This window comes from Umezawaea sp. NPDC059074 (genome assembly GCF_042738955.1).
Classification (GTDB): Bacteria; Actinomycetota; Actinomycetes; order Mycobacteriales; family Pseudonocardiaceae; genus Umezawaea.
This window is the reverse complement of sequence record NZ_JBHYHC010000014.1, coordinates 1-25,271: the sequence shown is the minus strand read 5'-3', so window position 1 is coordinate 25,271 and position 25,271 is coordinate 1. Positions and strand designations below refer to the sequence as shown.

Here is a 25,271-nt window from a genome sequence, read left to right as displayed (position 1 = left end):
GGCTTGCCCGCCGCTGGGAACGGCGTGCGGTGGAACGGCCATCCGGTGGTCACCCACGCGGGCGCACGACCCGGACCTCGGGTTCGCGCGTCAGGCGATCCAGGCGATCAGGGACTCCATCTGCCGCCACGGGTACAGCTTCCCGCTCTGCGCCGTGGAACCGGGGCCCGCGCACGAGATGCCGAGCCACCCGTCCCCGCCCACGTGGCCGTTGAGGCAGACGGCCCGCGTCCCGGTGCCCACCCGGATCGCCTGGATCGGCAGCGACCGCCCGGTCGTGCCGACGACCGCCATCTCCCCCTCGCCCACGCACACCTGCGGCCACCAGACGGGCAGTTGCGGCGCGGGCAGCGCCAGCGCGGGCAGGGCCTGCGCGCACACCCCGCCGGTGCCCCACGTCGTCAGCGCCACGGCCTCGATCCGCCGACCCTGGCCGGTGGTCCCGACCTGCACCTGGGCGCCGTCGTCCCCGCACACCCAGCCCTGCCAGCCGATGTCGGCGAGGTGGGCGTTGAGGCAGAGCCTGGTCGGCGTCGGACTCGGCTGGGCCGTGGCGGGCACGGCCGCCGACAGGATCGAGGCGAGCACGGCGACCACCACTGCGACTACTCGACTTCGCATCGAACTTCCTTTCACGGCAACGGATCCAGCGCTCCCACCGTGGCACGCGCGGCGGCCGAGATCACTGCGGCCTTCGGCCGCGAAAGGCCCTTGACTCTCCAGCGGCTGGAGAGTTCACGATGGGTCCCGTGACGCACTACTCGATCGGCGAGCTGGCCAGGCTGACCGGCCTGCCCGTGCGGACGATCCGCTTCTACTCCGACGCCGGGCTCATCCCCGTCGTCGGCCGGACCGGCGGTGGCTTCCGCGTCTACGACGTGGCGGGCCTGAACCGGCTGAAGCTCGTCCGCACCCTGCGCGACCTCGGCGTCGACCTGGCGACCGCGCAACGGGTGTTGGAACGGGAAGTCGGGATCGCCGAGGTGGCGAGGGTGCACGCGGACGCGGTCGACGCGCAGATCAGGACCTTGCGGCTCCGCCGCTCGGTGCTGCGCGCGGTCGCCAAGGGAGGGGAGATGGAACTCGTGAACGAGTTGGCGAGGCTGTCCGACGAGGAGCGGCAGCGCATCCTGGACGACTTCTTCGACGACGTGTTCGGCGGCTACGACCTGGAGCCCGGCTTCGAGTCGATGATGCGGTCGGTGCGCGTCCAGCTGCCGGACGACCCGAGCACCGAGCAGGTGGAGGCGTGGGTCGAGCTGGCGAACCTGGTGCGGGACGAGGACTTCCGGGCCAGCATCCGCCGGATGTCGGAGAGGCACGCCGAACTCCGCGCCGCGGGCTCGGAGATGACCGCTCCGAGCGCGGAGCAGATGGCCGCGTTCACCTTCGGCGTCGAGCAGGCCCGTGCCGCGCTGGACGAGGGCGTCGCCCCGGATTCGGCGCGGGCCAAGGAGGTCGTCGAGGCCGTCAACGCCAAGTGGGCCGACGCGTTCGGCGTCCCGAACGACGACGCCCTCGCGGCGAGGCTGCTGGAGCAGGAGGCGTTCGCCGACCCGCGCGCCGAGCACTACTGGCGGTTGATCGCGATCGTCAACGGCGGCCCCGCGGTGCCGGACACCACGGCGGAACGCGAGTGGCTGCGACGTGCGGGTCAGCCGTTGAGCGGTTGACCGTTTTTCCCGTTGCCGGGTGCCGCACACTGGGGGAACCAGGCGCCCGGCGACGGCGTTGTTGCATCCGGGGGTGAGCCGATGTCGGCGTGGAAGCAGTGGTTCGCGGGCCTGTTCCGGCGCGGCGACGCGGGCGGCACGGTCGCGGGCAGGCTCGCCGAGTTCGAGGCGGGCGGCGAGCCGGTCATCACGGCGGCCATGCTCGACGACGGCGTGTGGCGCGCGGGCAGGTTGAAGGCGGGCCGGTACCGCCTGGTGTGGTGGGTGCCGGGGGAGGACGGGGTGCTCGACTTCAGCAGGCGGGACGGCGTCGTGGAGAGCCTGGGCGGTGTCGACGGCGGCAACGGCTGGACCATCGACCCGAACATGGTGGTCCTGCACTACCGCAGGGGCCCGGAGGTCGTCCACCTAGCCGTTCCCCCGGCGGAGCTGGAGCTGGTCGGCCGCATCCTGCCGTTGCCGCAGCAGCGGGGCTAGGTCCTTTCCGGTCACTCCTGTTGAGACGGACCGGTCGGTCTACCGGGTCGCGGGATGTCATTCGGCGCAGGAACGGGGCCGTTCGGATCGCGTGGACCAAACCGCGTCGTCACCCGCTCGGGTCGTTTGAGAGCATGTAGGGGTGGACATCGTGGCGCAGTGGGTGCGAACCGTGTGGACAGAGGACGCGACCGGCGGCCCCGCGGCGGCCCTGCCGGTGGCTTTCGAACTGCCGGAACTGGCCCCGCTCCTGACCCACGAGGTCACCCAGCAGGAGTGGCACGACTTCGCCCCCAGGTCGACGATCCACCACGGCCGCCCCGACGAGAACCAGGTCACCCTCCAGGAGGAGAACGACAGGGTCCGCGTGAACCTCCAGGTCTCCCCCATCGGCCGCCCCTTCAGAGCCAGACGCCCCCCAGCCGTCTGGGTCAAGGAAGGCGAGGTGGTCCGCTGGCAGATCAACTACCGCTACTCCGGCCTCACCACAGACGCCTGGATCTACGCCCTGGACACCCTGAACGTAGCCTGCGGCCCAGTCACCCCAGACGTCTTCCTCACAGACCCGACCCACCACGTCAGCGAACTCGTCAACCTGTTCTAACAACACCGGCGCCTTCACGAACACCGCCGTTTTCACCCACACATCACCTCCGGACCGAGCCGCCAAACCCGGCCCGGAGGCACACAACTCACTTGATGTGCATCCCCGAAATCGCCCTGGCCACTACCAACCGCTGAATCTCGGACGTTCCTTCGAAGATGGTGAAGATCTTCGCGTCGCGGTGCATTCGTTCCACGGGGTGGTCGCGGGTGTAGCCCGCGCCGCCGAGGATGTGGATGGCGCGTTCGGTGGCCCAGACTGAGACCTCGCCTGCTTTCAGCTTGGACATGGAGCCTTCGCCCGCGGTGAACGGGACGTTGTTGCGGCCCATCCACGCTGCTCGCCACACCAGCATTCGGGCGGCGTCGATCTCCATCCTCATGTTCGCCAGGTCGAAGGCGATCGACTGGTTTTCGATGATCTTGCGGCCGAAGGCCTCGCGTTCCTTCGCGTAGTCCAGGGAGTACTCGTAGGCCGCCCTTGCCACGCCGATGGCCATGGCTCCCACGGTCGGGCGGGTCGTCTCGAACGTGGCCATGGCTGCTTGGCCGCCGGATTTCTGGCCTTCACGGGCCCGCGCCAGGCGCTTGTCCAGTTTTTCCTTGCCGCCCAGCAGGCACCGGCCCGGAACCCTGACGTCGTCGAGGAACACGTCCGCCGTGTGCGACGCGCGCATCCCGTGCTTGCGGATCTTGCCCGGACTGGACACGCCCGTGGTGCCCGGCGGGATGATGAAGCCCGCTTGGCCGCGGGAGCCCAGGGAGGCGTCGACGACGGCTGTGACCACGTGGACGTTGGCGATGCCGCCGTTGGTGGCCCACGCCTTCTGGCCGTTGAGCACCCACTCGTCGGTCGCCTCGTCGTACCGGGCCCGCGTGCGGTAGCCCGCCACGTCCGAGCCCGCCTGCGGTTCGGACGCGCAGAACGCCGCCAACTTCGGGTCGTCTTCCGTGCCAAAGCACTCCGGGACCCATTCGGCGAGCTGTTCGGGTGTGCCGGAGGCGAAGATGCCCGCCGCGGCCAAACCCGTGCCCATCAACGAGAGGGCGATGCCGGCGTCACCCCAGAACAGCTCCTCGGTGGCGATGGGGAGCGACAGGCCGATCGGGTCGGCGAACCACGTGGCCAACGCCTCGAAGCCGTACAGACCGATCTTGGCGGCTTCCTGGATGACGGGCCACGGTGTCTCCTCGCGCTCGTCCCACTCGGACGCCGCGGGGCGGATCACGTCCTTGGCGAAGCCGTGCACCCAGTCGCGCAGGTCGGTCTGGTCCTCGTTCAGCTCGAGCGAGAAGCCGCCCATGAAAGAACTCCTCAGGCCTTGGGGATGGTGAACAGGCTCATGAACCCCGCCGCGAAGCCCAGGTCGCCCTTGACCTTGAGCTTGCCGGTCATGAACAGGACCGGCGCCGACGCGTTGCCGGTCGCCAGCTTCAGGAACTCGACCGGGCTCAGTGTGACGCTCGCTCGGCCTTCCCTCGTCTCGCCCTTGTTGATCGAGCACTTGGCGTCCTCGATCACGGCCTCGTACGTGTCGAGCCCGTCCGCGCCGAAGCCGCCGGTGAGGTGGAAGTGCACGACGGCCCTGGTGGCGCCCGCGCGCTCGCTGCGGAAGTGGACCTCCATGCGGCGGAACACCTCGTCGAGCACGCGTTCGCGGAGGCCGGGCCTGCCGGTGACGGCCTCGATCTGGTCCTTGGACGCGCGCGAGATGATGCGGGCGAAGTTCTGCGGGTCCATCGTGGCCAGGTCGAGGTCCGCGCCGCCGTCGGCCAGGTCGCCGAGCGCGCCGAGGAGGTCGGCGAACTCGTCCTTGCCGAGCTTCTTCGGGTCGATGCCCCTGGCGATCACGTCGATGTCGACGCCCTTCAACGCCGGATCGGCGGGGTCGATCTGCTTGAGTGTGCTGATCAGCTCGGACGGGCTGAGCTTCGCGATCGCCTCGGTGGTGAGGTCGATGGTCATGGACGCCTCCTGTACCTACTCACGGGTAAATCTACTGGCGAGTAGGTAAGCCTGCAAGTCCGCCGAGTAATCTTGTCCCAGCCTTCAGGGGGTGCGATGCAAGCAGACCAACCGGTCCGTACCGGTCGAGCCAAGCGATTGCCGCGCGCGGTGCGTGAACGCCAGATCATGGACGCCGCGGTGGACGTCTTCTCGCGCCTCGGTTTCCACGCCGCGTCGATGGACGAGATCTCCGAGGTCGCGGGCATTTCCAAGCCCATGCTCTACGCCTACCTCGGCTCCAAGGAGGAGCTGTTCGCGACCTGCATCCGCCGTGAGGCGACGGTCATGATGGAGGCCATCGCCACCGGCATCGAGCCGGACCAGGCACCGGACGTGCAGTTGTGGAGCGGGTTGCGCGCGTTCTTCGGCTTCGTCGGCGAGAACCGCGCCAGCTGGCAGGTCCTGCACCGCCAGGCGGGGTCGCAGGGCGGCCCGTTCGCCGCCGAACTGGCGGAGATGCGCGGCCGCGCCGTCAGCCTGGTCGCCGCGCTCCTAGTCCACGCGACGAAGACGCAGGACGTGCCGAGCGCGTCCGAACAGGAGGCCGAAAGCCTGGCCGCGGCGCTCGTCGGCGCGGGCGAGTCGCTGGCCGACTGGTGGCTCGACCACCCCGAGGAGTCCGCGGGCATGGTCGCGTCACGCCTGATGAACCTGGTCTGGATGGGGTTCGGCGACCTCGTGCAGGGCAACATCTGGCACCCGCCGTCACGCCGTTAGCGTCCCCGTGAGGTGGGGTTTCCCGGTTTTCGGGTGGTGCAGGGCGAAGGTGCTGCCGTCGGTGGAGAAGTCCACGGTGGCCGGGAGGAGCACCGGAGCCTTGAACCGCACGTCGACCTCGAACGCGTCCGGCAGGCGGCCTTCGAACGCGGCGAGGCACCGCGCCTTCGTCCACATCCCGTGCGCGATGGCCCGCGGGAACCCGAACGCCTTGGCGGTCACCGGGTGCAGGTGGATCGGGTTCCGGTCGCCGGACACCCGCGCGTAGCGCCTGCCGGTGTCGGCGGGCACGCGCCACACGCCGGTCGGCGCCGGTGGTGGCGTGGCGCTCGAACTCGACCCCGATCCGCCCTCGCGCTTCAGGTACGTGGAGGTGCCGGTCCACACGACCTCGCCCGCCACGGCCGCGGTCGTGACCACGTCGAACTGCGTGCCACGGTCGTGCGGGCGCAGGTTTCCGGTGCTCACGTGCAGTGCCAGAGGTTCCTCGACCGCCACCGGACGCGCCTGCGCGATCCGGTTGCCGAGGTGCACCAGTCCGGGCAGCGCGAACGGGAACGCGCGGTCGGTCATCAGCTCCAGCTGGAGCGGGAACCCGAGCACGTGCGGGTAGGTCACGGGCAGCGTCTCGCCGATCCGGAAGCCGCACACCGCGTTGTACGCCGCCAGGTGCTCCCGGTCGACCACGACGTCGGCCGACCGGGTGGCCGACGGCAGATCGCCGCCGTGCCGCAGGAACGCCGTGAGGCCCGCCTTGGCGTAGAGCAGCCCGAGCCCCATCACGCCCCCAGCAGCATCTGCCCGCAGACCCGGACCACGTTGCCGTTGACGCCGGTCGACGCCGGGTGCGCGAACCAGGCGATGGTCTCCGCGACGTCCACCGGCAGCCCGCCCTGCGACAGGCTGTTCAGCCGCCTGCCGATCTCGCGGGTCATCAGCGGCACGCCCGCGGTCATCTTGGTCTCGATGAACCCCGGCGCGACGGCGTTGACCGTGCTGCCGCGCGACGCGAGTTCGTCGGTCAGGGCCTCCACGACGCCGATCACGCCGGCCTTGGACGTGGCGTAGTTCGTCTGGCCGACGTTGCCCGCGATCCCGGCGATCGAGGAGACGCCGATGATCCTCCCGTTGCCGCGCAACGCGTTCGTCTCCAGCAGCGCCGCGTTGATCCGTTCCTGGCTGGTCAGGTTGACCGCGATCACCGCGTCCCACTGCCCGGAGTCCATGCGCCCCAACGTCTTGTCGCGCAGCACGCCCGCGTTGTGCACGACGACGTCGACGCCGCCGTGCCGCTGCGTGAGGTGGTCGACGAGCCGGGCGGGCGCGTCGGCGGCCGTGATGTCCAACTGGAGCGAGGATCCGCCGACCCGGTTGGCCACTTCGGACAGTTCGCCGCCCTGCGCGGGCACGTCCAGGCACACCACGTGCGCCCCGTCGCGCCCGAGCACCTCGGCGATCGACGCGCCGATGCCCCGTGACGCGCCGGTCACCAGCGCGACCTTGCCCTCCAGCGGGCGGTCCCAGTCCGACGGCTCCTCCACGGTGGCGGGTCCGATCCGGACGACCTGGCCGGACACGTACGCGGACTTGCCGGACAGCAGGAACCGCAGCGTCGACTCGATCCCGTCCTCCGCGCCTTCGGCGACGTAGACGAGTTGAGCCGTGCCGCCGCGCTTGAGCTCCTTGCCCACGGACCGGGTGAACCCCTCGAGCGCCCGCTGCGCGATCCCCGTTCCGCCACCGAGCACGAGGACGCGGCCGGACGGCGCGAGCGAGCGGATCACCGGGTGGAAGAACTCGTGGACCTCGCGCAGTCGGGTCGTGTCGTCGATGCCGGAGGCGTCGAACACCAGCGCGGCGTACCGCTGGTCCGCCACGGCCTCGCGGTGCACGTCGACCGACTTCAGGATCGCCGCCACGGGCTCGACCAGCCGCCCGGTCCCACCGAGCAGCACCGGCCCGTCCACGAGAGGCTGTCCCGGTGTGTACCGCCGCAGCGGGTACGGGTCGGGCAGGCCGAGCTTGCCGACCACGAGGCGTCCGACGCCGGACGTGGCGAAGCGCTGGTACCGATCCATCTCACCCTCCCCTACTCGCTGGTAAGTCTACTGATCGGTAGGTAGAATGGCCAGCATGGCTGACATCAAGCGCGTCGCGGTCCTCGGTGGCAACCGCATCCCCTTCGCGCGGTCCAACGGGCCGTACGCCACGGCGTCGAACCAGGACATGCTGACCGCCACCCTGGACGGCCTGGTCAGCCGCTTCGGCCTCCAGAGCGAACGGCTGGGCGAGGTCGTGGCGGGCGCGGTCCTCAAGCACAGCAAGGACTTCAACCTCGTCCGCGAGTCCGTGCTGGGCAGCAGGCTCGCCGCGGACACCCCCGCGTACGACCTCCAGCAGGCGTGCGGCACCGGTTTGCAGGCCGTGATCGCCGTCGCCAACAAGATCGCGCTCGGCCAGATCGACTCCGGCATCGCCGGGGGCGTCGACACCACCAGCGACGCGCCGATCGGCGTCAACGAGGGCCTGCGCGCGGTCCTGCTGGAGTTCAACCGCACCCGGAGCACCGCGGGCAGGCTCAAGCTCCTCGCAAAGCTCCGCCCCGGCCACCTCGTGCCGGACGTGCCGCGCAACGGCGAACCGCGCACCGGCCTGTCGATGGGCGAGCACGCCGCCATCACCGCCAAGCTGTGGGACGTCGCCCGCGAGGACCAGGACGTCCTCGCCGCGGCGAGCCACCACAACCTGGCCGCCGCCTACGACCGCGGCTTCTTCGACGACCTGGTCACGCCCTACCTCGGCCTCACCCGCGACCAGAACCTGCGCCCCGACTCCAGCGTCGAGAAGCTGGCGAAGCTCAAGCCCGTCTTCGGCCGCGGCGACGGCGCCACGATGACCGCGGGCAACTCCACGCCGTTGACCGACGGCGCTTCGGCGGTGCTGCTGGCCAGCGAGGAGTGGGCGGCCGCGCGCAACCTGCCCGTGCAGGCGTACCTGACGTTCACCGAGACCGCCGCCGTCGACTACGTGCACGGTGCCGAAGGCCTGCTCATGGCCCCGGCCTACGCCGTGCCGCGGATGCTCGCCCGCGCCGGGCTCTCGTTGCAGGACTTCGACTTCTACGAGATCCACGAGGCCTTCGCCTCCCAGGTCCTGTCCACGCTGAAAGCCTGGGAGGACCCCGACTTCACCAAGTCCAGGCTGGGCCTGGACGCCCCGCTCGGCTCGATCGACCGCGCCAAGCTCAACGTCAACGGCTCGTCCCTGGCCGCGGGCCACCCGTTCGCCGCGACCGGCGGCCGCATCGTGGCCACGCTGGCGAAGCTCCTGGCCGAGAAGGGCAGTGGCCGCGGCCTGATCTCGATCTGCGCGGCGGGCGGCCAGGGCGTGACGGCGATCCTGGAGCGCTAGTACCGGGTCGCGCTCTCCAGCAGCGGCGGGTAGACGATCGACGGCTGGCCGTCGACCGTCGTGCCGCCGAACTGGAGCATCGGGCCGGTCTGCCGGTTCAGGTCGTACGGGTAGTTCAGCCGCGGGGCCGACACCTCGTCCAAGGTGGTGATCTGCTCCGCGGTGAGCCGCACGTCCAACGCCGCGAGGTTGCCGAAGAGGTGGTCGAGCCGCCGCGGCCCGACGATCGGCGCGGTGACGCCCGGCTTGTTCCGCAACCACGCCAGCGCGACGGCGGCGGAGGTGACGCCGAGGTCCTCGGCGACGGCGGCCACGGCGTCGATGACCGGGTACTGCCCCTCGCTCGGGCCGCCGATGATCGCCCCGCGCTTGGTGTCCTCCGGCTGAGCGCCGCGGCTGTACTTCCCGGACAGGTAGCCGCCCGCGAGGGGGCTCCACGGCAGCACGCCCATGCCCGCGTCCAGCGCCAGCGGGATCAGCTCGCCCTCGACGGTCCGGGCCAGCATCGAGTACTCGACCTGCAACGCGATGACCGGCGTCCACGCCCGCAGCACCGCCGTCGTGGTGGCCTGCGCGGTGTACCAGCCGGGCGTGTTCGAGAACCCGAGGTACCGGGTCTTGCCCGCGGTGACGAGGTCGTCGAGCGCCCGCATCGTCTCCTCAACGGGCGTGTGCGGGTCCCAGTTGTGCAGCCACAGCAGGTCCACGTAGTCCGTCCGCAGCCGCCGCAGCGACTCGTCGACCTGCGCGATGATCGCCTTGCGCCCGGCCCCGCCGCCGTTCGGGTCGCCGGGGTGCATGTTGCCGAAGAACTTCGTGGCGAGGACGACCCGGTCGCGCAGGCCCGGTCGGGCGGCGAAGAAGTCGCCGACGATCGCCTCGGAGTGGCCGTTGGTGTAGAAGTTCGCCGTGTCGACGAAGTTGCCGCCCCGGTCGAGGTAGGTCTGGAGGATCTTCTCCGACTCCTCGACGCCGCAACCCCACCCCCCTTCCTCGCCGAAGTTCATCGCGCCGAGGCAGAACGGGCTCACGCGGAGGCCGGACCGGCCGAGGGTGACGTACGAGTCCAGTGTCATGTTCGTGCTCCAGGTGCCGGGAAGGCGAAATGTCTGCCAACCCATACAAGCACCGCCACCTGCGGCGCAGGTAGACGAGAACTCCTGACGTAGTGCACGATCCTCCCATGAGCCTGTCCGAGTTGCGGTCGTTGATCACCAGGCACGGCCGGCGCGGGTCCCTGCCGATCGACGACGTGGCGCTGTCGGTCGTGGAGGAGCCGGGCACGCCGTCGGCGGCGATGACCGGGACGTTGGTGGCGCTCATCGCACAGGGCTCGAAGCACCTGGAGCTCGGCGGGCGCGCCTACGACTACGGGGCCGGGCAGTACCTCGTGGCCTCCCTCGACCTGCCCATCACCGGCCACTTCTCCGAGGCCAGCCGCGCCGAGCCCGCGCTCGGGTTCGGGATGGTGCTGCGGCCGACGGCCGTGGCGGCGCTGCTGGCGGAGGTCGAGGCCCCGAAGGACGCCGCGGTGCCGTCCGGGCTCGCGGTCAGCGACGCGTCCGCCGAGCTGGTCGACGCGGTCGTGCGGCTGCTGCGGCTGCTCGACCACCCCCGTGACCTGCCCGTCCTCGCGCCGATGATCAAGCGCGAGATCCTCTGGCGGCTGATCTCCGGCGAGCAGGGCGCCACGGTCCGCCAGATCGGGTTCGTCGACAGCACCCTCTCGCACGTCAGCCGCGCCGCCCACTGGATCCGCGACCACCACGCCGAGGCGTTCCGCGTCGAGGACCTGGCCCGGAGCGCCGGGATGAGCGTGTCGGCGTTCCACCGCAACTTCCACGCGGTCACGGCGATGAGCCCGATCCAGTTCCAGAAGCGCATCCGCTTGCAGACCGCGCGCACGATGCTCGTGGCCCGAGCGGACGACGTCGCCGGGGTCGGCTACGCCGTCGGGTACGACAGCCCGTCGCAGTTCAGCCGCGAGTACCGCAGGCAGTTCGGCACGCCGCCGGGGCAGGACGCGGCCCGGTTGCGCGCGGAGCCGCAGACGACCTGATCGAACAGGTGTTCGAGTTGTCCACAGGTGTGGACGGAGCTGTGGATGGGCTAGCGGGCCAGCGCGCGACCCTCGGCGCGGAGCACCGCGAGCACGGCCACCACTCCCGGCAGCCGGGCCGAGCCGGTGCGGGTGAGTGCGTCGATCCGGCGGTGGCGCGGAGGCTTGAGCGGGGTCGTGGGCAGGTCGCGGTGGGACATGGCCAACGCCGGGAGCAGCGCCGCGCCGGTGCCCGCCGCGACCAGGTCGGCGATGGTGGCGAGACCCTCGAACTCCCAGCGGGTCACCGGCGTGATGCCCGCGGCGGTCAACGCGCTGTCGGTGGCCGCGCGGGACGGCTGGTCCGGCGGCGCGCACAGCCAGAGGCCGTCCGACGGGTCGCCGATCATCAGCAGCGGGTCGTCCACGAGGTGGTGGCGGTGCAGGTCGCGTTCCTCGGGCGGCTGGGGGCGCCAGTCGTCGACGATGGCGATGTCGACCTCCCGTGACCGCAGGGCGTCCAGGGCTCGGGCAGGCCCGAGGTGGCGCAGCACGAGTTCCAGCGCGGGGTGGGTCTGGCGGAGGCCGACCAGCAGGGGCGACCACGCCGTGGCGGCCGACGGGATGGTGCTGATGACCAGCCGCCCGGACACGGTGTCGGAGGCGAGGTCGGCCTCGGCGGCCTCCACGGCGTTGAGCACGGTCGCCGCGTGGGCGGCGAGCCTGCGACCCGCGCTGGTGAGGTGGGCGCTGCGGGCCGAGCGCTCCAGCAGCGTGACGCCGACCTCACGTTCGAGGACCGCGAGCTGCTGCGACACCGCCGACGCCGAGTAGCCGGTGGCGTCGGCCACGGCGGCGATGGTGCCGCGCAAGGAGAACTGGTGGAGCAGGGCGAGTCGACGGAGTTCGAGCACCACATCTTCTTACGCCCATCCCTGGGTTTTCGCGCTGTACGTGGTGCTCGGGTCGGGGTGAAGGTGGTCGCATGACCGTTTCCGCGACCCTGGCCCTCAACGACGAAGTCGCCCGCCGCCGCCGTGCCGGACTGCCCACCGTGCCGCTCGGGTTCGGCGAGGCCGGACTGCCCGTGCACCCGCTGCTCAAGGACGAACTCGCCCGGTGGGCGGGGTCGGCGAGCTACGGGCCCGCTGCGGGCGTCGAGGAGTTGCGGACCGCCGCGGCCGGGTACTGGACCCGCCGCGGCCTGCTCACCGAACCGGACCAGGTGGTCGCGGGACCGGGCAGCAAGGCGCTGCTGTGGGCGCTGCTCGGCGAGACGAGGGGCGCGGTCGCGCTCGCCCGGCCGAGCTGGGTCAGCTACGCAGCCCAGGCGTCACTGCACGGCGTGGTCACGCACCTGCTGCCGACCGCGCCGGGCCACGGCGGCGTGCCCGACCCCGACCTGCTCGACGAGACGGCCAGGCGTGCGCGCCACGACGGATGGCCGCTCAAGACGGTCGTGCTGACGCTGCCCGACAACCCCACCGGCACCCTGGCCGCGCCGAACGCCGTGGCGGCGGTGTGCGAGGTCGCCCGCGAGCACGACCTGCTGGTGATCTCCGACGAGATCTACCGCGACCTGGTCCACGACGACACCACGCCGTTCGTCAGCCCCGCCGAACTCGCGCCGGAAAGGGTCGTCGTGACGACCGGGCTGAGCAAGAACCTGGCGCTCGGCGGCTGGCGCACGGGCGTGGCGCGCTTCCCGGACCGGGACCTGCGCGACCGGGTCGTCTCGGTCGGCAGCGAGGTGTGGTCCTGCGTCGCCCAGCCCGTCCAACGAGCCGCCGCGCTGGCCTTCGACGAGCCCCCTGAGCTGCGGGAACGCGTCCGGCTCAGCAGACGGTTGCACGCGCGCGTCGGCACCGCGGTCGCGGACATGTTCCTCGACTCCGGGGCCGACCTGGTCCGCCCGAACGCCGGGTTCTACCTCTACCCGGCGATGACGACCGTGCGCGCGGCCACCGACGTCGAGATCGCCAGGACGTTCCTGGAGGACTTCGGCGTGGCGACGCTGCCGGGGTCCGCGTTCGGCGACGACCCGGCGAACAAGCGGCTGCGCGTGGCGACCAGCCTGCTCTACGGCGAGGACGACGACCAGCGCGAACGGGCGTTGCGCGGCGAGGACGCCCCGTGGATCACCCTCCAGCTCGACCGGATCGCGCGGGCGCTGGGCCGGCTACTCGAGCAGTGACCAGACCGCGGTGCAGCGCACGGTGACGGTGATCTGCTGCGGCTCCAGACCCAGCTGCTCGATCTGCACGGGCGAGCCGGGGCTGCCGCCGCCGAAGCCCGCGAACGACTTCGCGGCCATCGCGGTGTCGTTGGCCTGCCACATGTCCCCGTCGCCGTCGGACAGCCGCTGCAACGGGCCGAGCCTGCGCCCGAGCGCCTTCGCGTACCCCTGGGCGCGCACACCGGCGTCGGCGACGGCCTCCTGCTGGGCGTCGAACACGGCGTCCTTGGAGTCGGCCAGGTCCCACGACGGGCCGTTCAGCCAGGTGGGTTCGGCGTGCACGAGCGCGGACAGCAGCCCGTCCAGCTCGGCCAGGTCGGTCACCCGCAGCACGTACCGCTGGCTGGCCCGGCTGCCCGCGCGGGTGTTGCCGTCCCAGTTGTCGTGCACGGACAGCTGCCGCGTCCGCACCTCGACCCCCCGCGTGCCCGACAGCAGCCGCTCCACCGCGGCAACGCGGCTGGTCAGCGCCTCGACGGCGTCGTTGCGCTGCGCCCCGTCGGTCTCGAAGCTCACGTCCACCTGTGCTCGGTCCGCGGTTCGCTCGACCGTGCCGGTCCCCTTGGTCAACACCTCAGCCACGTCGTCCAGCCAACCCCGGCTGACGATCATCCGCAACGATTGACCTCTCTAGCTCGAACGCTAGAGAGCCGTAGAAGGAGAAACACCGTGAGGAAGTCTCCGTGAATATCGGCTGGACAGTAGAGACGGCGATAGCGTTCGAGGGTGGACCCGGTGCGCAACCCGTTCGCCCCCGGCGCAGGCCAACGTCCGCCCGAGCTCGCGGGGCGCGACAAGGAGCTGAGCGCCTTCGAGGTCGTGCTGGAACGGGTCGCGCGCGGCCGCCCGGAACGCAGTCTGGTGCTCACGGGCCTGCGCGGTGTCGGCAAGACCGTGCTGCTCGGCGAACTCCGCTCGATGGCGTTACGCCGGGGGTGGGGCGCGGGCAAGATCGAGGCCAGGCCAGACGCGGGCCTGCGCCGCCCGTTGGCTGCCGCCCTGCACCGCGCCATCCGCGACCTCGCCGTCCGGCACCGCGCCCCCGATCGGGTCGAGGCGGCGCTGGGCGTGCTCAAGGCGTTCGCGCTCCGCTCGAACCCGGCGGACGCGAAGCTCCGCGACCGCTGGCAGCCCGGCATCGACGTGCCCGCCACGCAGGGCAGGGCCGACTCGGGCGACATCGAGATCGACCTGGTGGAGCTGTTCACCGACGTGGCCGAGCTGGCCCAGGACGTCGGCACCGGCGTGGCGTTGCTGATCGACGAGATGCAGGACCTGCGCCCGGACGACATCTCCGCGCTGTGCGCCGCCTGCCACGAACTGTCCCAGTCCGGCGCGCCCCTGGTCGTCGTCGGCGCGGGCTTGCCACACCTGCCCGCGGTGCTCTCGGCCAGCAAGTCCTACTCCGAGCGGCTGTTCCGGTACGTGCGCATCGACCGCCTCAGCCGCGAGGACGCCGACCGCGCGGTCCTGGCCCCGATCGAACGCGAGGACGCGGCCATCGACGTGGAAGCCCTCGACGCCCTGTTCGACGCCTCCGGCGGCTACCCGTACTTCATCCAGGCGTACGGCAAAGCCGCGTGGGACGCCGCCCCGACAGACCCCATCAGCGCCTTGGACGTCTCCGTGGCGGCCCCCGAGGCCGACGCGGAGTTGGCGGTCGGCTTCTTCGGCTCCAGGTACGAGCGCGCGACCCCGGCGGAACGCGAGTACCTGCGCGCGATGGCCGAGATGACCGACGGCAAGGACGCGGGCGTCAACACCGCCCAGGTGGCGGAGCACTTGGCGCGCAAACCGTCGTCCCTGTCCCCGGCCCGCGACAGCCTCATCAAGAAGGGGCTCGTCTACTCGGCCGAACGCGGCCAGATCGCCTTCACCGTCCCGCACTTCGGCCGCTTCCTCCTAGGCCGCGAGGACTAAGCCCTCCACCTGCGAGAACAGGGTGGATCGACGCGTATTCAGCTCTCTAGCCCCAGCGCTAGAGAGCAACCCTGACACGCAGATGACCTGTCCGGTGACAACGGGTGTCTCACAGGCGAATCGTAGGCGTTAACCTGATCAACTCCGATGATTCGCCGGCCTGTGCCCCAACTCACCGGATAAACGGGTGCAATCCTGGGGTCCAGGGTGCATACTTGAGCTACGCAACCGAGAGAACCTCTTGAGAGGGAAGAAACACCGATGAACATCACCGCGAAGCTCCGCGCCCGTCGTGTCGAAGCTCGCAACCGCAGGGCCGTCAACCGCGCCATCGACATGGCGTCCACGCCGTCCATGCGCCACGAGCTGATCGCCATCGCGCAGAACCAGATGACCACTCTCCGCTGAGACCCGCCGCCACGACGTCACCCGCCAACGCGGGTGAGCGCCCCGTCGTAGAGCGCGAGTCGAAGGAGAATGGGCGAAGTCCCTGGCAGCCCTCCCGCGTGCCAGGGGCTACGTCGCACCACCCATCGACCGCTCGAAGTGATCCAGCTCACAACCGCAAGGGTGTGTAACGGTTCCCGAGCGCAAGTCGATGTTCCAAGTGACCCCGCGATGCTGTCGGACCCCCGACCTGGCAGCACCGCGGGGTTTCTTCATGCCCAGAGCACGACGCGGACAGCCACCGTCCCCAGCGGGACCGGTTGGACAACCTGCCCGAGGCAAGTCGGTCATTCGACAACGCCGGCCCGGACTCAAGCCGTTCGGCAACCGAAGCTGAACCCCAAAAGACAATTTATTAACTGCAACGGCATCCAGGACCCACGGTGGGGTTCAAGATCACCAGGTAGCCCACAACGGGATCAGGGCTGCACGGTGACCAGCCAAGGGACGCGGATCTACCTGGCGGCCAGCCTAGGAACCTGGGGCTACCTGGTGACCAGCCAAGGGACGTGGGTCTACCTGGTGACCAGCTAAGAGACGTGGGTCTACCTGGTGACCAGCCAAGGGACCTGGGGTTACCTGGTGGCCAGGCTGGGACTCGCGGCCGCCGCCACGGAACGTGGCCGATTTTACTTGGGGATTTTGGCCTTAAAATTGGAGATCGGGCAGGCCTTCGGGCACTGCCTTTTGGCCCGATCAAGGTCAAAATTCGGGGTCCCCAAGTAAAATCGGCCACAGCACGCTGGAAGCCGCAGCCGCCGGGCGACCCTCATGGAACCGGCAGCCGCCAGGAGACCCAAGCAGAACCGGCAGCCGGAGATCCCCGCTGGAAGCCGCAGCCTCCAAGTGACCCAGCTGACAGCCGCGGCCGCCGGGAGACCCACGCAGACACCGGCAGCCGCCGAAAGATCCCGCTGAAAGCCAAGGCCACCGGGTGACCCACCCCAAAACCCCCACCTCGGGCAGCCGACGAAGGCTTCGCCGACCCCCGCCGACCACCCGAGGCCCACACTCGACCGGATCCTCCGGTCACCTCACCGATCCCCGCGTTCCGCTACACGGGAACCGCCGCGGTAGCCGTCCTGGTCGCACTCCCGTCGCCCAGTCCGCCAACCGCCCACTACCGGCCGCCGAACCGGGACGCCGCACCCGCCGCCCGGTCCACCAACCGCCTCCCGTCAGTCACCAAGCGGGCATCCCCGCTCACCGACCGCCCGCTCGCCGGGCCTGTCCGACCCGTCGACCGTTCCTCACCGTGTCGCGCACCCGGTCCACTCGTCTTCGGAACCCCTGCCGCGACTCGATTCCCGACCCATGATCCCCCTTCCAGCCGTGTCCCGGAATCATCCCAGCCACCACCGACATTTTCCGCGTCCCCCCGATCGGCCGGTGCCCCCTCCATCACCCGATCGATACCGTCGGGGAGGTGACCAGACTGACGCGGCTCCTGGTGGTCCTGCTCCTCGGTCTTTCCCAAGTGGCGGTTGGGGTTCCGCCTGATCTGGACACCGAACTCGCCCACATCCAGGGCCTGAGGATCATCAGCAAGACGACAGTCGGCGATTACCTCTACTACGTCCTCGGCTTCCAACAGCCGGTGGACCACCGCCACCCGTCCCGCGGCACCTTCGAACAGCGGATCTCGTTGCAGCACAAGGACGAGAGTCGTCCGATGATCCTCCACACCACGGGCTACGGCCTCCCCGGCGGCCCCGGCCTCTCCGAACCGGCCAGGCTCGTCGACGGCAACCAGCTGAGCGTGGAGCAGCGCTTCTTCACCCCGTCCCGCCCGCAACCGGCGAACTGGCGCGACCTCGACATCCGGCAGGCGGCCGACGACCACCACCGGATCGTCCAGGCCTTCAAACGGATCTACCACGCCCGATGGCTGTCCACCGGCGCCAGCAAGGGCGGCATGACCTCGGTCTACCACCGCCGCTTCTTCCCCCACGACGTCGACGCCACGATCGCCTACGTGGCGCCGAACGACGTCGACGACGCCCACGACGTCTACGGCCGCTTCATCGAGCAGGTAGGCGACGACGACTCCTGCAACCGCCGCCTGGAAGGCGTGCAACGGCAGATCCTCCAGCACCGCGACGACGTCGTGAAGATCATGCTCTCCAGGGGCTACACCTACGACACCCTCTTCGGCACCCCTCAACGCGCCTTGGAGATCCTCGTCCTGGACACCCCGTTCACCTTCTGGCAGTACCAGACCCAGGTGGACTGCGCGCTGGTCCCCGGCCCGGACGCCACCGTCGCCCAGCTCGTCGAGTTCATGGACGCCACCGTCGGCTTCGACTTCTACACCGACGCGGGCGTCGCTCCCTACACGCCGTACTACTACCAGGCTGGCACGCAGCTCGGCTCCCCGAAGGCCGACGAGCACGCCGTCGCGGACCTGTTGCGCTACCCCGGTTCCAGCGTCCCGCGGTCCTTCGTCCCGGCCGACATCCCGATGCGCTTCGAGCCGGGCGCGATGCGCGACGTCGACCGCTGGGTCCGCCTCTCCGGCCGGACCCTGCTGTTCGTCTACGGCGGCAACGACCCGTGGGGCGCGGAGCCGTTCCGCCTGGGACCGGGCACGCGGGACTCGTTCAGCTTCACCGTGCCGGGCGGCAACCACGGCTCGACCATCGCGAAGTTGCCCGAGCCGCAACGGAACCAGGCCACGGCCGCCGTCCTGCGCTGGGCGAACGTCCCCGTGCGGGCGACCGTCCCCGACGGTCCGGGCCCGGACGACCTCGCCGAGCTACGCCGCCGTCCGCGGTAGCTGCCGCCCCCACAACGCCCGCAGGTCCGCGCCGAGCCGGTGCAGGATCCGCACGGACTCGCTGCGCCGGTCGGCGAGCAGCCCGAGCACCAGGTGCGGCGGCGTGACCAGCCCGTCGCCGCGCTTGGCGTAGTACAGGGCCACCTCGACGGCCTTGCGCGCCTGCATGGCCAACGGGAGGTCCGTCGCGGGACCGGTGAGCGTGACGCGCAACGGCCGCAGCGGCGACCGCTGGAGCCGCCACGTCCCGAGGTCCTCCAGCGGCGGCGGGACCACGTCGATGCCCAGCGTCGCCAGGAGTTCGCGGTCGGTCGGGCCGGGGATGCGGTCGCGCACGGCGTCCGCCGTGACGCCGTCGACGGCCTTCGTCTCGGTGAGCGCGAGCAGCAGGAACTCGGTGTCGAGCGCGCGACGGCCGTGCTCGGCGGCCAGCCTTCCCGCGCGGATCACCGCGCGCCGGGCGGCCGGGTCGAAGCTGGCGAACATCGTTCTGCCTCCTGGAAACGCTGAGCACCAGGGATTTCCCCCCTTCGTGTCAACCTAGGGTGACAAAACTGCGCGTGTCAACCAGGACTGACAAACTGGGGCGCATGGATGAACTCCCCCTGCTGGTCGTCGATTCCGCCAACGTCGTCGGCTCGGTGCCCGACGGCTGGTGGCGCGACCGGGCGGGCGCGGCCGAACGCCTGCGCGACTCGCTCGTCCCCGTTGCCGCGCAAGGCATCGACGCCGACGGGCCGATGGAGGTCGTGCTCGTCGTGGAGGGCAAGGCGAGCCGCGTCGAGTCCGTCGACCACGTCCGCGTGGTTCGCGCGCCGGGCGACGGCGACGACAAGATCGTGGAGGTCGTGCGCGACGAGGGCGCGGGCAGGCGCTGCGTCGTCGTCACCGCCGACCGCGAACTCCGCCGCCGCGTGGCGGAACTCGGCGCGGAGGTGGTGGGTCCGCGCACCGTGCGAAGCTAGGGCCATGGACGCTCTCTACCCGCGACTCCTGGTCCGCGACTTCGACACCGCGGTCGCCTTCTACACCGGCGTGCTGCGCGACCTGGTCGGCGTGGAACCGGTGAAGGTGGTCCCCCAGGCCTCCTACGCGAACTGGGACATCAACGGCGAGGCCGGTCTGGTCCTGTTCAGCCGCAAGGCCATCGCCGCCGTCGTCGGCACCGCCGACCTCCCGGACGGCCCGGTCACCCGCGACACGGCGATGCTCGTGCTCCGGGTGGACGACGTCGACCGGGCCGTCGAGTGCTTCACCAGGCACGGCGCGGTCCTCGTAGCGAAGCCCCAGGACCGCCCCGAGTGGGGCCCCGGCCTGCGCACCGCCCACCTGCGCGACCCGGAGGACAACCTCGTCGAACTCCAGTCCTACTGATCCCAGGGAGTGGACCGCGGAACACCACCGCCGCGGCGTGTTGTTGACTTCCGTCGTGACCACCGCTCAACGCCGCCGTGCCCGTGTCCGCGCCCCCGAACTCGTCGGCCGCGGCTGGCTCAACACCGGTGGCGAGGACGTCAAGCTCGCCGACCTGCGCGGCAAGGTCGTGCTGCTCGACTTCTGGACGTTCTGCTGCATCAACTGCCTGCACGTCCTGGACGAGCTGCGGCCGTTGGAGGCCGAGTTCGCGGACGTGCTCGTCACGATCGGCGCGCACTCGCCGAAGTTCGTGCACGAGGCCGATCCGGACGCGCTGGCCGCGGCCGTGGAGCGGTACGAGGTGGACCACCCGGTGCTGGACGACCCGGAGCTGACGACCTGGCAGGCGTACGCCGTGAAGGCGTGGCCGACGCTGGTCGTGGTCGACCCCGAGGGCTACGTCGTGCACGTCGCCGCTGGTGAGGGGCACCTGGACGCGTTGAGGCAGGTCATCACCGAGCTGGTGGCCGAGCACGAGGCGAAGGGCACGCTGCACCGCGGCCACGGCCCGTACGTGGCGCCGGAGCCCGTCGCGACCGAGCTGCGGTTCCCGTCCAAGGCCGTGCTGACGTCCGCGGGCACGCTGCTCGTCGCCGACTCCGCGCACCACCGCGTGGTCGAGCTGGAGCGGGACGGCGAGACGGTCGTCCGGAGCTTCGGCACCGGCGAGCGCGGGCGGCAGGACGGGCTGGAGGCCACGTTCTCCGAGCCCGCGGGCCTCGCCCTGCTGCCGGGGGAGGTCGCCGCCAAGGTCGGCTACCACGTCGTCGTCGCGGACACCGTCAACCACCTGCTGCGCGGCCTGGACCTCGACTCCGGCGAGGTCACCACGATCGCGGGCACGGGCGAGCAGTGGCGCGGCGGGGAGACCGACGGCCCGGCCGGGGAGATCGAGCTGACCAGCCCGTGGGACGTCGAGTGGTGGGAGCCCGCGGGCGGTATCGCCATCGCGTTGGCGGGCAACCACACCCTGGGCCTGTTCGACCCCGTCACCAAGCAGTTGAGCCGCCTCGCGGGCACCACCGTGGAGGGCTTGAACGACGGCCCCGCTCTGGAGGCGTTCTTCGCCCAGACCTCCGGTCTCGCGGCCGACGGCGACCGCCTGTGGCTCGTCGACTCGGAGACGTCCGCGCTGCGCTGGCTCGACGCGGACCGCACGGTCCACACGGCGATCGGCAAGGGCCTGTTCGAGTTCGGCCACCGGGACGGCCAGGCCGACCAGGCGCTGCTCCAGCACCCGCTCGGCGTCACCGTGCTGCCCGACGGCAGCGTCGCGATCTCGGACACCTACAACGGCGCTCTCCGGCGCTACGACCCCAGCACCGACGAGGTGTCCACGTTGGCCACCGGTATCGCCGAGCCGTCCGGCGCGGTGCTCGTCGACGGCGAGCTGGTGGTCGTCGCGTCCGCCGCGCACCGCCTGGACCGACCGGTCGCGCCCGGCGTCGCTGCGGAACTGGTGTCCGGTCAGGCCCACAAGGTGCGCAGGCCCCCGTCGGACATCGGGACCGGCGAACTGGAGCTCGCGATCGTCTTCACGCCGCCCGCGGGGACCAAGCTGGACGACCGATACGGCCCCTCGACACGCCTGGAGGTCACGAGTTCGCCACCGGAATTGCTCCTCGACGGCGCAGGCGTCACGACCGAGCTGACCCGGACCCTGCGGATCGCCGAGGGTTTCCCCGAGGGCGTGCTCCACGTCGTCGCACAGGCCGCTAGCTGCACGGACGACCCTTCGGTGGAACACCCGGTCTGCCGTCTCACCCGTCAGGACTGGGGTGTACCCGTTCGTGTGACAGCCGGTGGTCCGAGCCGGCTACCGCTGATGATGGGCGGTCTGGACGACGTCTAGGGGTGGACACCTGGTCCGGGCATCAAGTTCTGGCACGTAGACTCTCCGGGTGGCTGATGTCAAGCTCGAGATCCAGATGCTGCACGACCGCGTCTTGGTGCGGATCTCGCCCGAGGACGGGGAGCGCCGCAGCAGCGGTGGCATCGTGATCCCGTCCACGGCGCAGATGGCGAAGCGCCTCGCCTGGGGCGACGTCCACGGCATCGGCACCCACGTGCGCCACGTGAAGGTCGGGGACCGGGTGCTGTTCAACCCGGACGACCAGCTCGAAGTCGAGGTTCACGGGCAGACCTACCTGGTCATGCGGGAGCGGGACGTGCACGCGACCGCGACCGAGCAGACCGATCAGGGCACCGGTCTTTACCTGTGACACCCCCGAACGTGATCACCGCGTGATGGCGTTCCGGTAAGTACTCGCAAGACCACCTTTGACGAGCCAGAAGGGGGCGCGGTGCCGGACAAGCAGCGACCCGAGTACGAGGCGGAGCGGACCATGGCCATCGAGCCGGTCCGCCCGCGGGAGACGGCGTCGGAGCAGACGACGAAGTTCTCCGCGGCCTCGCTGTCGGCACCGCAGGACACCGGCGGCTGGCCCGAGCACGAGCCCGACGGCGAGGCGGAGTTCGCGGCCGCCCCGACGGTGCGCACGATGCCGCCGCCCACCCCGCCGTTCCCGCCCACGCCGCAGGCCGGGGCGACCGCGTTCTTCGGCGGTCCGCCGCCCGTCCCGTCGGCGGAGGCCACGTCGTTCCTCGGCGGTGCCGCGCCGACCGCGTCGCTGGGCTCGCCGTCGTCGCCGACGGTCTCCCTGCCGACCACGCCGCCCGCGGGCACGTCGTTCCAGAACGCGGCCGAGGCGACCACCACGGTCCACGGCCCGCTGATGGTCGAGCAGGGCGGGGACGACGACCCGGAGGCCGCCGCGGCCGCGCGCAAGAAGAAGATGCGCAAGATCGGCATCGTCGCGGGCGCCGCGGCGGGCGTGCTGGTCGCGTTGTGGGGCCTGGACATCCTGATCTCCAGCGGCAACGTGCCGCGCGGCGTGACGGTCGCGGGCGTCGACGTCGGCGGGCTGAGCCACGCCGACGCGGAGGCCAAGCTGCGCCAGCAGATCGAGCCGCGGCTGAGCCTGCCGTTCAAGGCCAAGGCGGGCGACGTCGAGACCGAGATCGACCCGAAGGCCGCGGGCCTGGCGCTCGACTGGGACTCCACGATCGACCGCGCCGGCAGCCAGCCGCTGTCGCCGATCACCCGGCTCACCTCGTTCTTCACCTCCCGCGAGGTCGGCTTCGCCACGACGAGCGACCAGGCGAAGCTGACGGCCGCGCTGGAGGGCATGCGGGCGACGACGGACCACGACGCCGCCGAGGGCACGATCAAGTTCGACGGCGCGAAGCCCAGCGCGGTGGAGCCGAAGCAGGGCCAGAAGCTCGAGGTCGACAAGGCGTCCGGCGTCGTGCTGGCCGACTGGGCCAAGGGCAAGGTCGAGCTGCCGGTGGCCACCACGCCGGTGAAGACCACCAAGGAAGGCGTCGAGAAGGCGCTGAACGAGGTCGCGAAGCCCGCCGTCGCGGCCCCCGTGGTCGTGAAGGGCGAGGGCAAGGACGCGACCGTCACGCCCGAGCAGATCGCCACCGTCCTCGTCTTCGAGCCCGGTGACGGCGGCGCGCTCAACGCGCGCATCGACAACGGCAAGTTCGCCGAGGCCGCCGGTCCCCAGCTCAAGGAGACCGAGAAGGAGGGCAAGGACGCCGAGATCGTCTTCGACAGCGGCGCGCCCGTCGTGAAGGAGTCCGTCGACGGCGTCGGCGTCGACTGGGACAAGAGCCTGGAGAAGGGCCTCGACGTCCTCAAGGCCACCACCCCGCGCGACATCAAGGCCGAGTACAAGCACACGCCCGCCAAGGTGACCACCGAGGCGGCGAACAAGCTGGGCATCAAGGAGCCCATCGGGTCCTTCGAGACCGGTGGCTTCGCGGCGGCGTCCGGCACGAACATCAAGATCGGCGCGGCCAAGATCAACGGCGCCATCGTCAAGCCCGGCGAGACGTTCAGCCTCAACGGCTTCACCGGTCCGCGCGGCACCGCGCAGGGCTACGTCGAGGCGGGCATCATCAACAACGGCGCCCCCGGCACCGCGGTCGGCGGCGGTCTCTCGCAGCTCGCCACGACGCTGTACAACGCGTCGTACTACGCGGGCATGAAGGACGCGGGCCACCAGGCCCACAGCTACTGGATCTCCCGCTACCCGGCGGGGCGCGAGGCGACCGTGTTCGAGAACCCGGACGGCTCCAGCGTCATCGACCTGAAGTTCACCAACGAGGCCGACACCGGCGTGGCCATCCAGACGATCTGGACGCCGTCGTCGATCAAGGTCGTCCTCTGGGGGACCAAGCGCTTCACGGTCGAGGGCGTGACCGGGGAGAAGGGGAGCTTCACCGAGCCGCCGACGATCCACAAGGAGACGCAGCCGTGCGCCGCGGGCACGGGCGCGCAGGGCTTCACGGTCACCGACACCCGGATCATCAAGGACCTGTCGGGGGCCGAGGTGCGGCGGGAGAACCAGACCGTCAAGTACGACCCGTCGCCGACGATCGTGTGCGGCCCGAAGCCGGAGGACAAGCCGCCGGGTCAGTAACACCGTTTCGCCGCGAAAGCCCGTTCAGCGCAGTGCTGGGCGGGTTTTCGCGTGTGAAGGGGGCGTGGGGTGGGTATCACTCGTCCGAGTGATTGGAGCCCGACGTGGGTACAGCGCAACGCACAGCACGCGAGGTCAACGAGAACCCGGTCGTGCAGGTCGCAGGCCGGGTCGGGATGGTCTTCTACGGCATCCTGTACGTGGTCCTGGCCTTCATCACGGCCCAGGTCGTGCTCGGGGACAGCGGTGAGCAGGCCGACCAGAAGGGCGCGCTGGGGCAGATCGCCGAGACGTCCTTCGGTCCGTTCCTCCTCTGGGTGACGGCGATCGGCCTGTTCGCCTTCGCCCTGTGGCAGATCCTCGAGGCCGCCATCGGCTACACGTGGATCCCCAAGGAGCGCAAGCGCCTCGGCAAGCGGATCGGCGCCGCCTCGCGCGCCATCACCGGCGTGCTCCTCGCGCTGGCCGCCATCAAGTACGCCAAGGGCGCGGGCGGCGGTGACTCCAGCGCGCAGCAGAAGGAGCTGACCGCGGTCGTGCTCGGCTGGCCCGGCGGGCAGTTCATCGTCGGCGCGGTCGCGATCGGCGTGCTGGTCATCGCGTTCGTGGTGATCCGCAAGGGCGTGAAGAAGACGTTCGAGGAAGACCTCAACATGGGCGAACTGCCCAACGGGACGCGCAAGTTCGTCGAGCGCACCGGCCGCATCGGCTGGATCGGCAAGGGCCTGGCGTACGCGATCATCGGCCTGCTGGTCGGGATCGCCGCGATCAACGCCGACCCCGAGCAGTCCGGCGGCCTGGACAAGGCGCTGCACACGCTGGCGGCCGAGCCGTACGGCGTGTTCCTGCTCGCCGTGATCGCGCTGGGGTTCCTCGGCTTCGGCATCTACTGCTTCGCCGCGGCCCGCTCCCACAAGTGAGCCAACGAGAAGGCGGGGGGGCCCCGCACCCCCCGGAGCCCCCCCAGCACGGAGCGGGAGAAAAAGTGGAGCTGCACCGCCAACAACGACTTGTAGGGCGCCAGGTCGGAGATAAAAAAAACCAACCACACCAGACGCT

At 70.7% G+C, this 25,271-nt stretch carries 25 protein-coding genes; 16 read left to right on the top strand and 9 right to left on the bottom strand.

What is annotated here, in order from left to right; genetic code table 11:
- Nucleotides 1–90: 90 nt before the first annotated feature.
- Nucleotides 91–621 carry a hypothetical protein gene (locus ACFWW9_RS09680; protein WP_390373927.1) on the bottom strand — a complete coding sequence of 177 codons (531 nt, stop codon included), beginning with the start codon at nt 619–621 and terminating at the stop codon, nt 91–93.
- Between the two features lie 119 nt (nt 622–740).
- On the opposite strand from ACFWW9_RS09680, the gene ACFWW9_RS09675 reads away from it, so the two are divergent.
- From ACFWW9_RS09675 to ACFWW9_RS09665, 3 genes are all read left to right on the top strand, one after another.
- Entirely contained in the window at nt 741–1,673 is a 933-nt protein-coding gene (locus ACFWW9_RS09675; protein ID WP_390373925.1) for a MerR family transcriptional regulator, read from the top strand.
- An 81-nt stretch (nt 1,674–1,754) separates the two neighbouring features.
- Nucleotides 1,755–2,150 carry a hypothetical protein gene (locus tag ACFWW9_RS09670; protein WP_390373923.1) on the top strand — a complete coding sequence of 132 codons (396 nt, stop codon included), beginning with the start codon at nt 1,755–1,757 and terminating at the stop codon, nt 2,148–2,150.
- Nucleotides 2,151–2,292: 142 nt separating this feature from the next.
- Nucleotides 2,293–2,754: a hypothetical protein gene (locus tag ACFWW9_RS09665; protein ID WP_390373921.1), complete on the top strand. Its 462-nt coding sequence runs from the start codon at nt 2,293–2,295 to the stop codon at nt 2,752–2,754.
- A gap of 88 nt (nt 2,755–2,842) precedes the next feature.
- Here the strand turns inward: ACFWW9_RS09665 and ACFWW9_RS09660 are convergent, their stop codons facing one another.
- A complete protein-coding gene (locus tag ACFWW9_RS09660; protein ID WP_390373918.1) occupies nt 2,843–4,057 on the bottom strand; it encodes an acyl-CoA dehydrogenase family protein in 1,215 nt (404 codons plus the stop codon).
- A gap of 11 nt (nt 4,058–4,068) precedes the next feature.
- Nucleotides 4,069–4,719: an SCP2 sterol-binding domain-containing protein gene (locus tag ACFWW9_RS09655; RefSeq protein ID WP_390373915.1), complete on the bottom strand. Its 651-nt coding sequence runs from the start codon at nt 4,717–4,719 to the stop codon at nt 4,069–4,071.
- A 96-nt stretch (nt 4,720–4,815) separates the two neighbouring features.
- On the opposite strand from ACFWW9_RS09655, the gene ACFWW9_RS09650 reads away from it, so the two are divergent.
- Nucleotides 4,816–5,478, top strand: coding sequence for a TetR/AcrR family transcriptional regulator (locus ACFWW9_RS09650; RefSeq protein ID WP_390373912.1), 663 nt, complete (start codon nt 4,816–4,818; stop codon nt 5,476–5,478).
- Here the strand turns inward: ACFWW9_RS09650 and ACFWW9_RS09645 are convergent.
- Both ACFWW9_RS09645 and ACFWW9_RS09640 read right to left on the bottom strand, forming a co-directional pair.
- Nucleotides 5,467–6,258: a MaoC family dehydratase gene (locus ACFWW9_RS09645; RefSeq protein ID WP_390373910.1), complete on the bottom strand. Its 792-nt coding sequence runs from the start codon at nt 6,256–6,258 to the stop codon at nt 5,467–5,469. The two genes, ACFWW9_RS09650 and ACFWW9_RS09645, sit on opposite strands and share 12 nt — an antisense overlap.
- A complete protein-coding gene (locus ACFWW9_RS09640; protein ID WP_390373907.1) occupies nt 6,258–7,556 on the bottom strand; it encodes a 3-oxoacyl-ACP reductase in 1,299 nt (432 codons plus the stop codon). The genes ACFWW9_RS09645 and ACFWW9_RS09640 overlap by 1 nt, the downstream gene beginning before the upstream one ends.
- A gap of 55 nt (nt 7,557–7,611) precedes the next feature.
- On the opposite strand from ACFWW9_RS09640, the gene ACFWW9_RS09635 reads away from it, so the two are divergent.
- On the top strand, nt 7,612–8,889 hold the full coding sequence (locus tag ACFWW9_RS09635; protein ID WP_390373904.1) for an acetyl-CoA C-acetyltransferase: 1,278 nt from the start codon (nt 7,612–7,614) through the stop codon (nt 8,887–8,889).
- On the opposite strand, the gene ACFWW9_RS09630 is transcribed toward ACFWW9_RS09635, so the two are convergent.
- Nucleotides 8,886–9,965 (bottom strand): aldo/keto reductase, encoded by a 1,080-nt coding sequence (locus tag ACFWW9_RS09630; RefSeq protein WP_390373901.1) that lies wholly within the window; start codon nt 9,963–9,965, stop codon nt 8,886–8,888. The genes ACFWW9_RS09635 and ACFWW9_RS09630 overlap by 4 nt on opposite strands.
- A 107-nt stretch (nt 9,966–10,072) precedes the next feature.
- Between ACFWW9_RS09630 and ACFWW9_RS09625 the strand changes: the two genes are divergently transcribed.
- The gene (locus ACFWW9_RS09625) at nt 10,073–10,948 is read left to right on the top strand and encodes an AraC family transcriptional regulator N-terminal domain-containing protein (protein WP_390373899.1); all 876 of its coding nucleotides are present in this window, start codon (nt 10,073–10,075) and stop codon (nt 10,946–10,948) included.
- 50 nt (nt 10,949–10,998) lie between these two features.
- Here the strand turns inward: ACFWW9_RS09625 and ACFWW9_RS09620 are convergent, their stop codons facing one another.
- Nucleotides 10,999–11,841: a LysR family transcriptional regulator gene (locus ACFWW9_RS09620; protein ID WP_390373896.1), complete on the bottom strand. Its 843-nt coding sequence runs from the start codon at nt 11,839–11,841 to the stop codon at nt 10,999–11,001.
- 71 nt (nt 11,842–11,912) lie between these two features.
- On the opposite strand from ACFWW9_RS09620, the gene ACFWW9_RS09615 reads away from it, so the two are divergent.
- Nucleotides 11,913–13,121: a pyridoxal phosphate-dependent aminotransferase gene (locus ACFWW9_RS09615; protein WP_390373893.1), complete on the top strand. Its 1,209-nt coding sequence runs from the start codon at nt 11,913–11,915 to the stop codon at nt 13,119–13,121.
- On the opposite strand, the gene ACFWW9_RS09610 is transcribed toward ACFWW9_RS09615, so the two are convergent.
- Nucleotides 13,107–13,745, bottom strand: coding sequence for an SIMPL domain-containing protein (locus ACFWW9_RS09610; RefSeq protein ID WP_390373891.1), 639 nt, complete (start codon nt 13,743–13,745; stop codon nt 13,107–13,109). The two genes, ACFWW9_RS09615 and ACFWW9_RS09610, sit on opposite strands and share 15 nt — an antisense overlap.
- A gap of 144 nt (nt 13,746–13,889) precedes the next feature.
- Here ACFWW9_RS09610 and ACFWW9_RS09605 point away from each other — a divergent pair, with 144 nt between their 5' ends.
- The 3 genes from ACFWW9_RS09605 (at nt 13,890) to ACFWW9_RS09595 (ending at nt 18,306) form a co-directional block, all read left to right on the top strand.
- On the top strand, nt 13,890–15,083 hold the full coding sequence (locus ACFWW9_RS09605) for an AAA family ATPase (protein ID WP_390373888.1): 1,194 nt from the start codon (nt 13,890–13,892) through the stop codon (nt 15,081–15,083).
- A 261-nt stretch (nt 15,084–15,344) separates the two neighbouring features.
- Nucleotides 15,345–15,491, top strand: a complete 147-nt coding sequence (locus ACFWW9_RS09600; protein WP_390373886.1) for a hypothetical protein — start codon at nt 15,345–15,347, stop codon at nt 15,489–15,491.
- A gap of 1,465 nt (nt 15,492–16,956) precedes the next feature.
- The gene (locus ACFWW9_RS09595) at nt 16,957–18,306 is read left to right on the top strand and encodes a S28 family serine protease (RefSeq protein WP_390373884.1); all 1,350 of its coding nucleotides are present in this window, start codon (nt 16,957–16,959) and stop codon (nt 18,304–18,306) included.
- Here ACFWW9_RS09595 and ACFWW9_RS09590 read toward each other — a convergent pair.
- Nucleotides 18,286–18,792 (bottom strand): Clp protease N-terminal domain-containing protein, encoded by a 507-nt coding sequence (locus ACFWW9_RS09590; RefSeq protein ID WP_390373881.1) that lies wholly within the window; start codon nt 18,790–18,792, stop codon nt 18,286–18,288. The genes ACFWW9_RS09595 and ACFWW9_RS09590 overlap by 21 nt on opposite strands.
- A gap of 104 nt (nt 18,793–18,896) precedes the next feature.
- On the opposite strand from ACFWW9_RS09590, the gene ACFWW9_RS09585 reads away from it, so the two are divergent.
- The 6 genes from ACFWW9_RS09585 (at nt 18,897) to ACFWW9_RS09560 (ending at nt 25,132) form a co-directional block, all read left to right on the top strand.
- The gene (locus ACFWW9_RS09585) at nt 18,897–19,271 is read left to right on the top strand and encodes an NTP pyrophosphohydrolase (RefSeq protein WP_390373879.1); all 375 of its coding nucleotides are present in this window, start codon (nt 18,897–18,899) and stop codon (nt 19,269–19,271) included.
- Nucleotides 19,272–19,275: 4 nt separating this feature from the next.
- Nucleotides 19,276–19,680 carry a VOC family protein gene (locus ACFWW9_RS09580; RefSeq protein ID WP_390373877.1) on the top strand — a complete coding sequence of 135 codons (405 nt, stop codon included), beginning with the start codon at nt 19,276–19,278 and terminating at the stop codon, nt 19,678–19,680.
- 40 nt (nt 19,681–19,720) lie between these two features.
- Nucleotides 19,721–21,574 (top strand): NHL domain-containing thioredoxin family protein, encoded by a 1,854-nt coding sequence (locus tag ACFWW9_RS09575; protein WP_390374103.1) that lies wholly within the window; start codon nt 19,721–19,723, stop codon nt 21,572–21,574.
- Nucleotides 21,575–21,623: 49 nt separating this feature from the next.
- Nucleotides 21,624–21,944 carry a GroES family chaperonin gene (locus ACFWW9_RS09570; protein ID WP_390373875.1) on the top strand — a complete coding sequence of 107 codons (321 nt, stop codon included), beginning with the start codon at nt 21,624–21,626 and terminating at the stop codon, nt 21,942–21,944.
- Between the two features lie 513 nt (nt 21,945–22,457).
- Nucleotides 22,458–24,212: a VanW family protein gene (locus ACFWW9_RS09565; RefSeq protein ID WP_390374101.1), complete on the top strand. Its 1,755-nt coding sequence runs from the start codon at nt 22,458–22,460 to the stop codon at nt 24,210–24,212.
- A gap of 104 nt (nt 24,213–24,316) precedes the next feature.
- On the top strand, nt 24,317–25,132 hold the full coding sequence (locus tag ACFWW9_RS09560; protein WP_390373873.1) for a DUF1206 domain-containing protein: 816 nt from the start codon (nt 24,317–24,319) through the stop codon (nt 25,130–25,132).
- Nucleotides 25,133–25,271 lie beyond the last annotated feature (139 nt).

What these genes read in the sequence shown, in the direction of transcription:
- ACFWW9_RS09680 (WP_390373927.1), bottom strand. Translation starts at nt 621, where the DNA reads ATGCGAAGTCGAGTAGTCGCAGTGGTGGTCGCCGTGCTCGCCTCGATC.
- ACFWW9_RS09675 (WP_390373925.1), top strand. Translation starts at nt 741, where the DNA reads ATGGGTCCCGTGACGCACTACTCGATCGGCGAGCTGGCCAGGCTGACC.
- ACFWW9_RS09670 (WP_390373923.1), top strand. Translation starts at nt 1,755, where the DNA reads ATGTCGGCGTGGAAGCAGTGGTTCGCGGGCCTGTTCCGGCGCGGCGAC.
- ACFWW9_RS09660 (WP_390373918.1), bottom strand. Translation starts at nt 4,057, where the DNA reads ATGGGCGGCTTCTCGCTCGAGCTGAACGAGGACCAGACCGACCTGCGC.
- ACFWW9_RS09655 (WP_390373915.1), bottom strand. Translation starts at nt 4,719, where the DNA reads ATGACCATCGACCTCACCACCGAGGCGATCGCGAAGCTCAGCCCGTCC.
- ACFWW9_RS09650 (WP_390373912.1), top strand. Translation starts at nt 4,816, where the DNA reads ATGCAAGCAGACCAACCGGTCCGTACCGGTCGAGCCAAGCGATTGCCG.
- ACFWW9_RS09645 (WP_390373910.1), bottom strand. Translation starts at nt 6,258, where the DNA reads ATGGGGCTCGGGCTGCTCTACGCCAAGGCGGGCCTCACGGCGTTCCTG.
- ACFWW9_RS09640 (WP_390373907.1), bottom strand. Translation starts at nt 7,556, where the DNA reads ATGGATCGGTACCAGCGCTTCGCCACGTCCGGCGTCGGACGCCTCGTG.
- ACFWW9_RS09635 (WP_390373904.1), top strand. Translation starts at nt 7,612, where the DNA reads ATGGCTGACATCAAGCGCGTCGCGGTCCTCGGTGGCAACCGCATCCCC.
- ACFWW9_RS09630 (WP_390373901.1), bottom strand. Translation starts at nt 9,965, where the DNA reads ATGACACTGGACTCGTACGTCACCCTCGGCCGGTCCGGCCTCCGCGTG.
- ACFWW9_RS09625 (WP_390373899.1), top strand. Translation starts at nt 10,073, where the DNA reads ATGAGCCTGTCCGAGTTGCGGTCGTTGATCACCAGGCACGGCCGGCGC.
- ACFWW9_RS09615 (WP_390373893.1), top strand. Translation starts at nt 11,913, where the DNA reads ATGACCGTTTCCGCGACCCTGGCCCTCAACGACGAAGTCGCCCGCCGC.
- ACFWW9_RS09600 (WP_390373886.1), top strand. Translation starts at nt 15,345, where the DNA reads ATGAACATCACCGCGAAGCTCCGCGCCCGTCGTGTCGAAGCTCGCAAC.
- ACFWW9_RS09590 (WP_390373881.1), bottom strand. Translation starts at nt 18,792, where the DNA reads ATGTTCGCCAGCTTCGACCCGGCCGCCCGGCGCGCGGTGATCCGCGCG.
- ACFWW9_RS09585 (WP_390373879.1), top strand. Translation starts at nt 18,897, where the DNA reads ATGGATGAACTCCCCCTGCTGGTCGTCGATTCCGCCAACGTCGTCGGC.
- ACFWW9_RS09580 (WP_390373877.1), top strand. Translation starts at nt 19,276, where the DNA reads ATGGACGCTCTCTACCCGCGACTCCTGGTCCGCGACTTCGACACCGCG.
- ACFWW9_RS09565 (WP_390374101.1), top strand. Translation starts at nt 22,458, where the DNA reads ATGGTCGAGCAGGGCGGGGACGACGACCCGGAGGCCGCCGCGGCCGCG.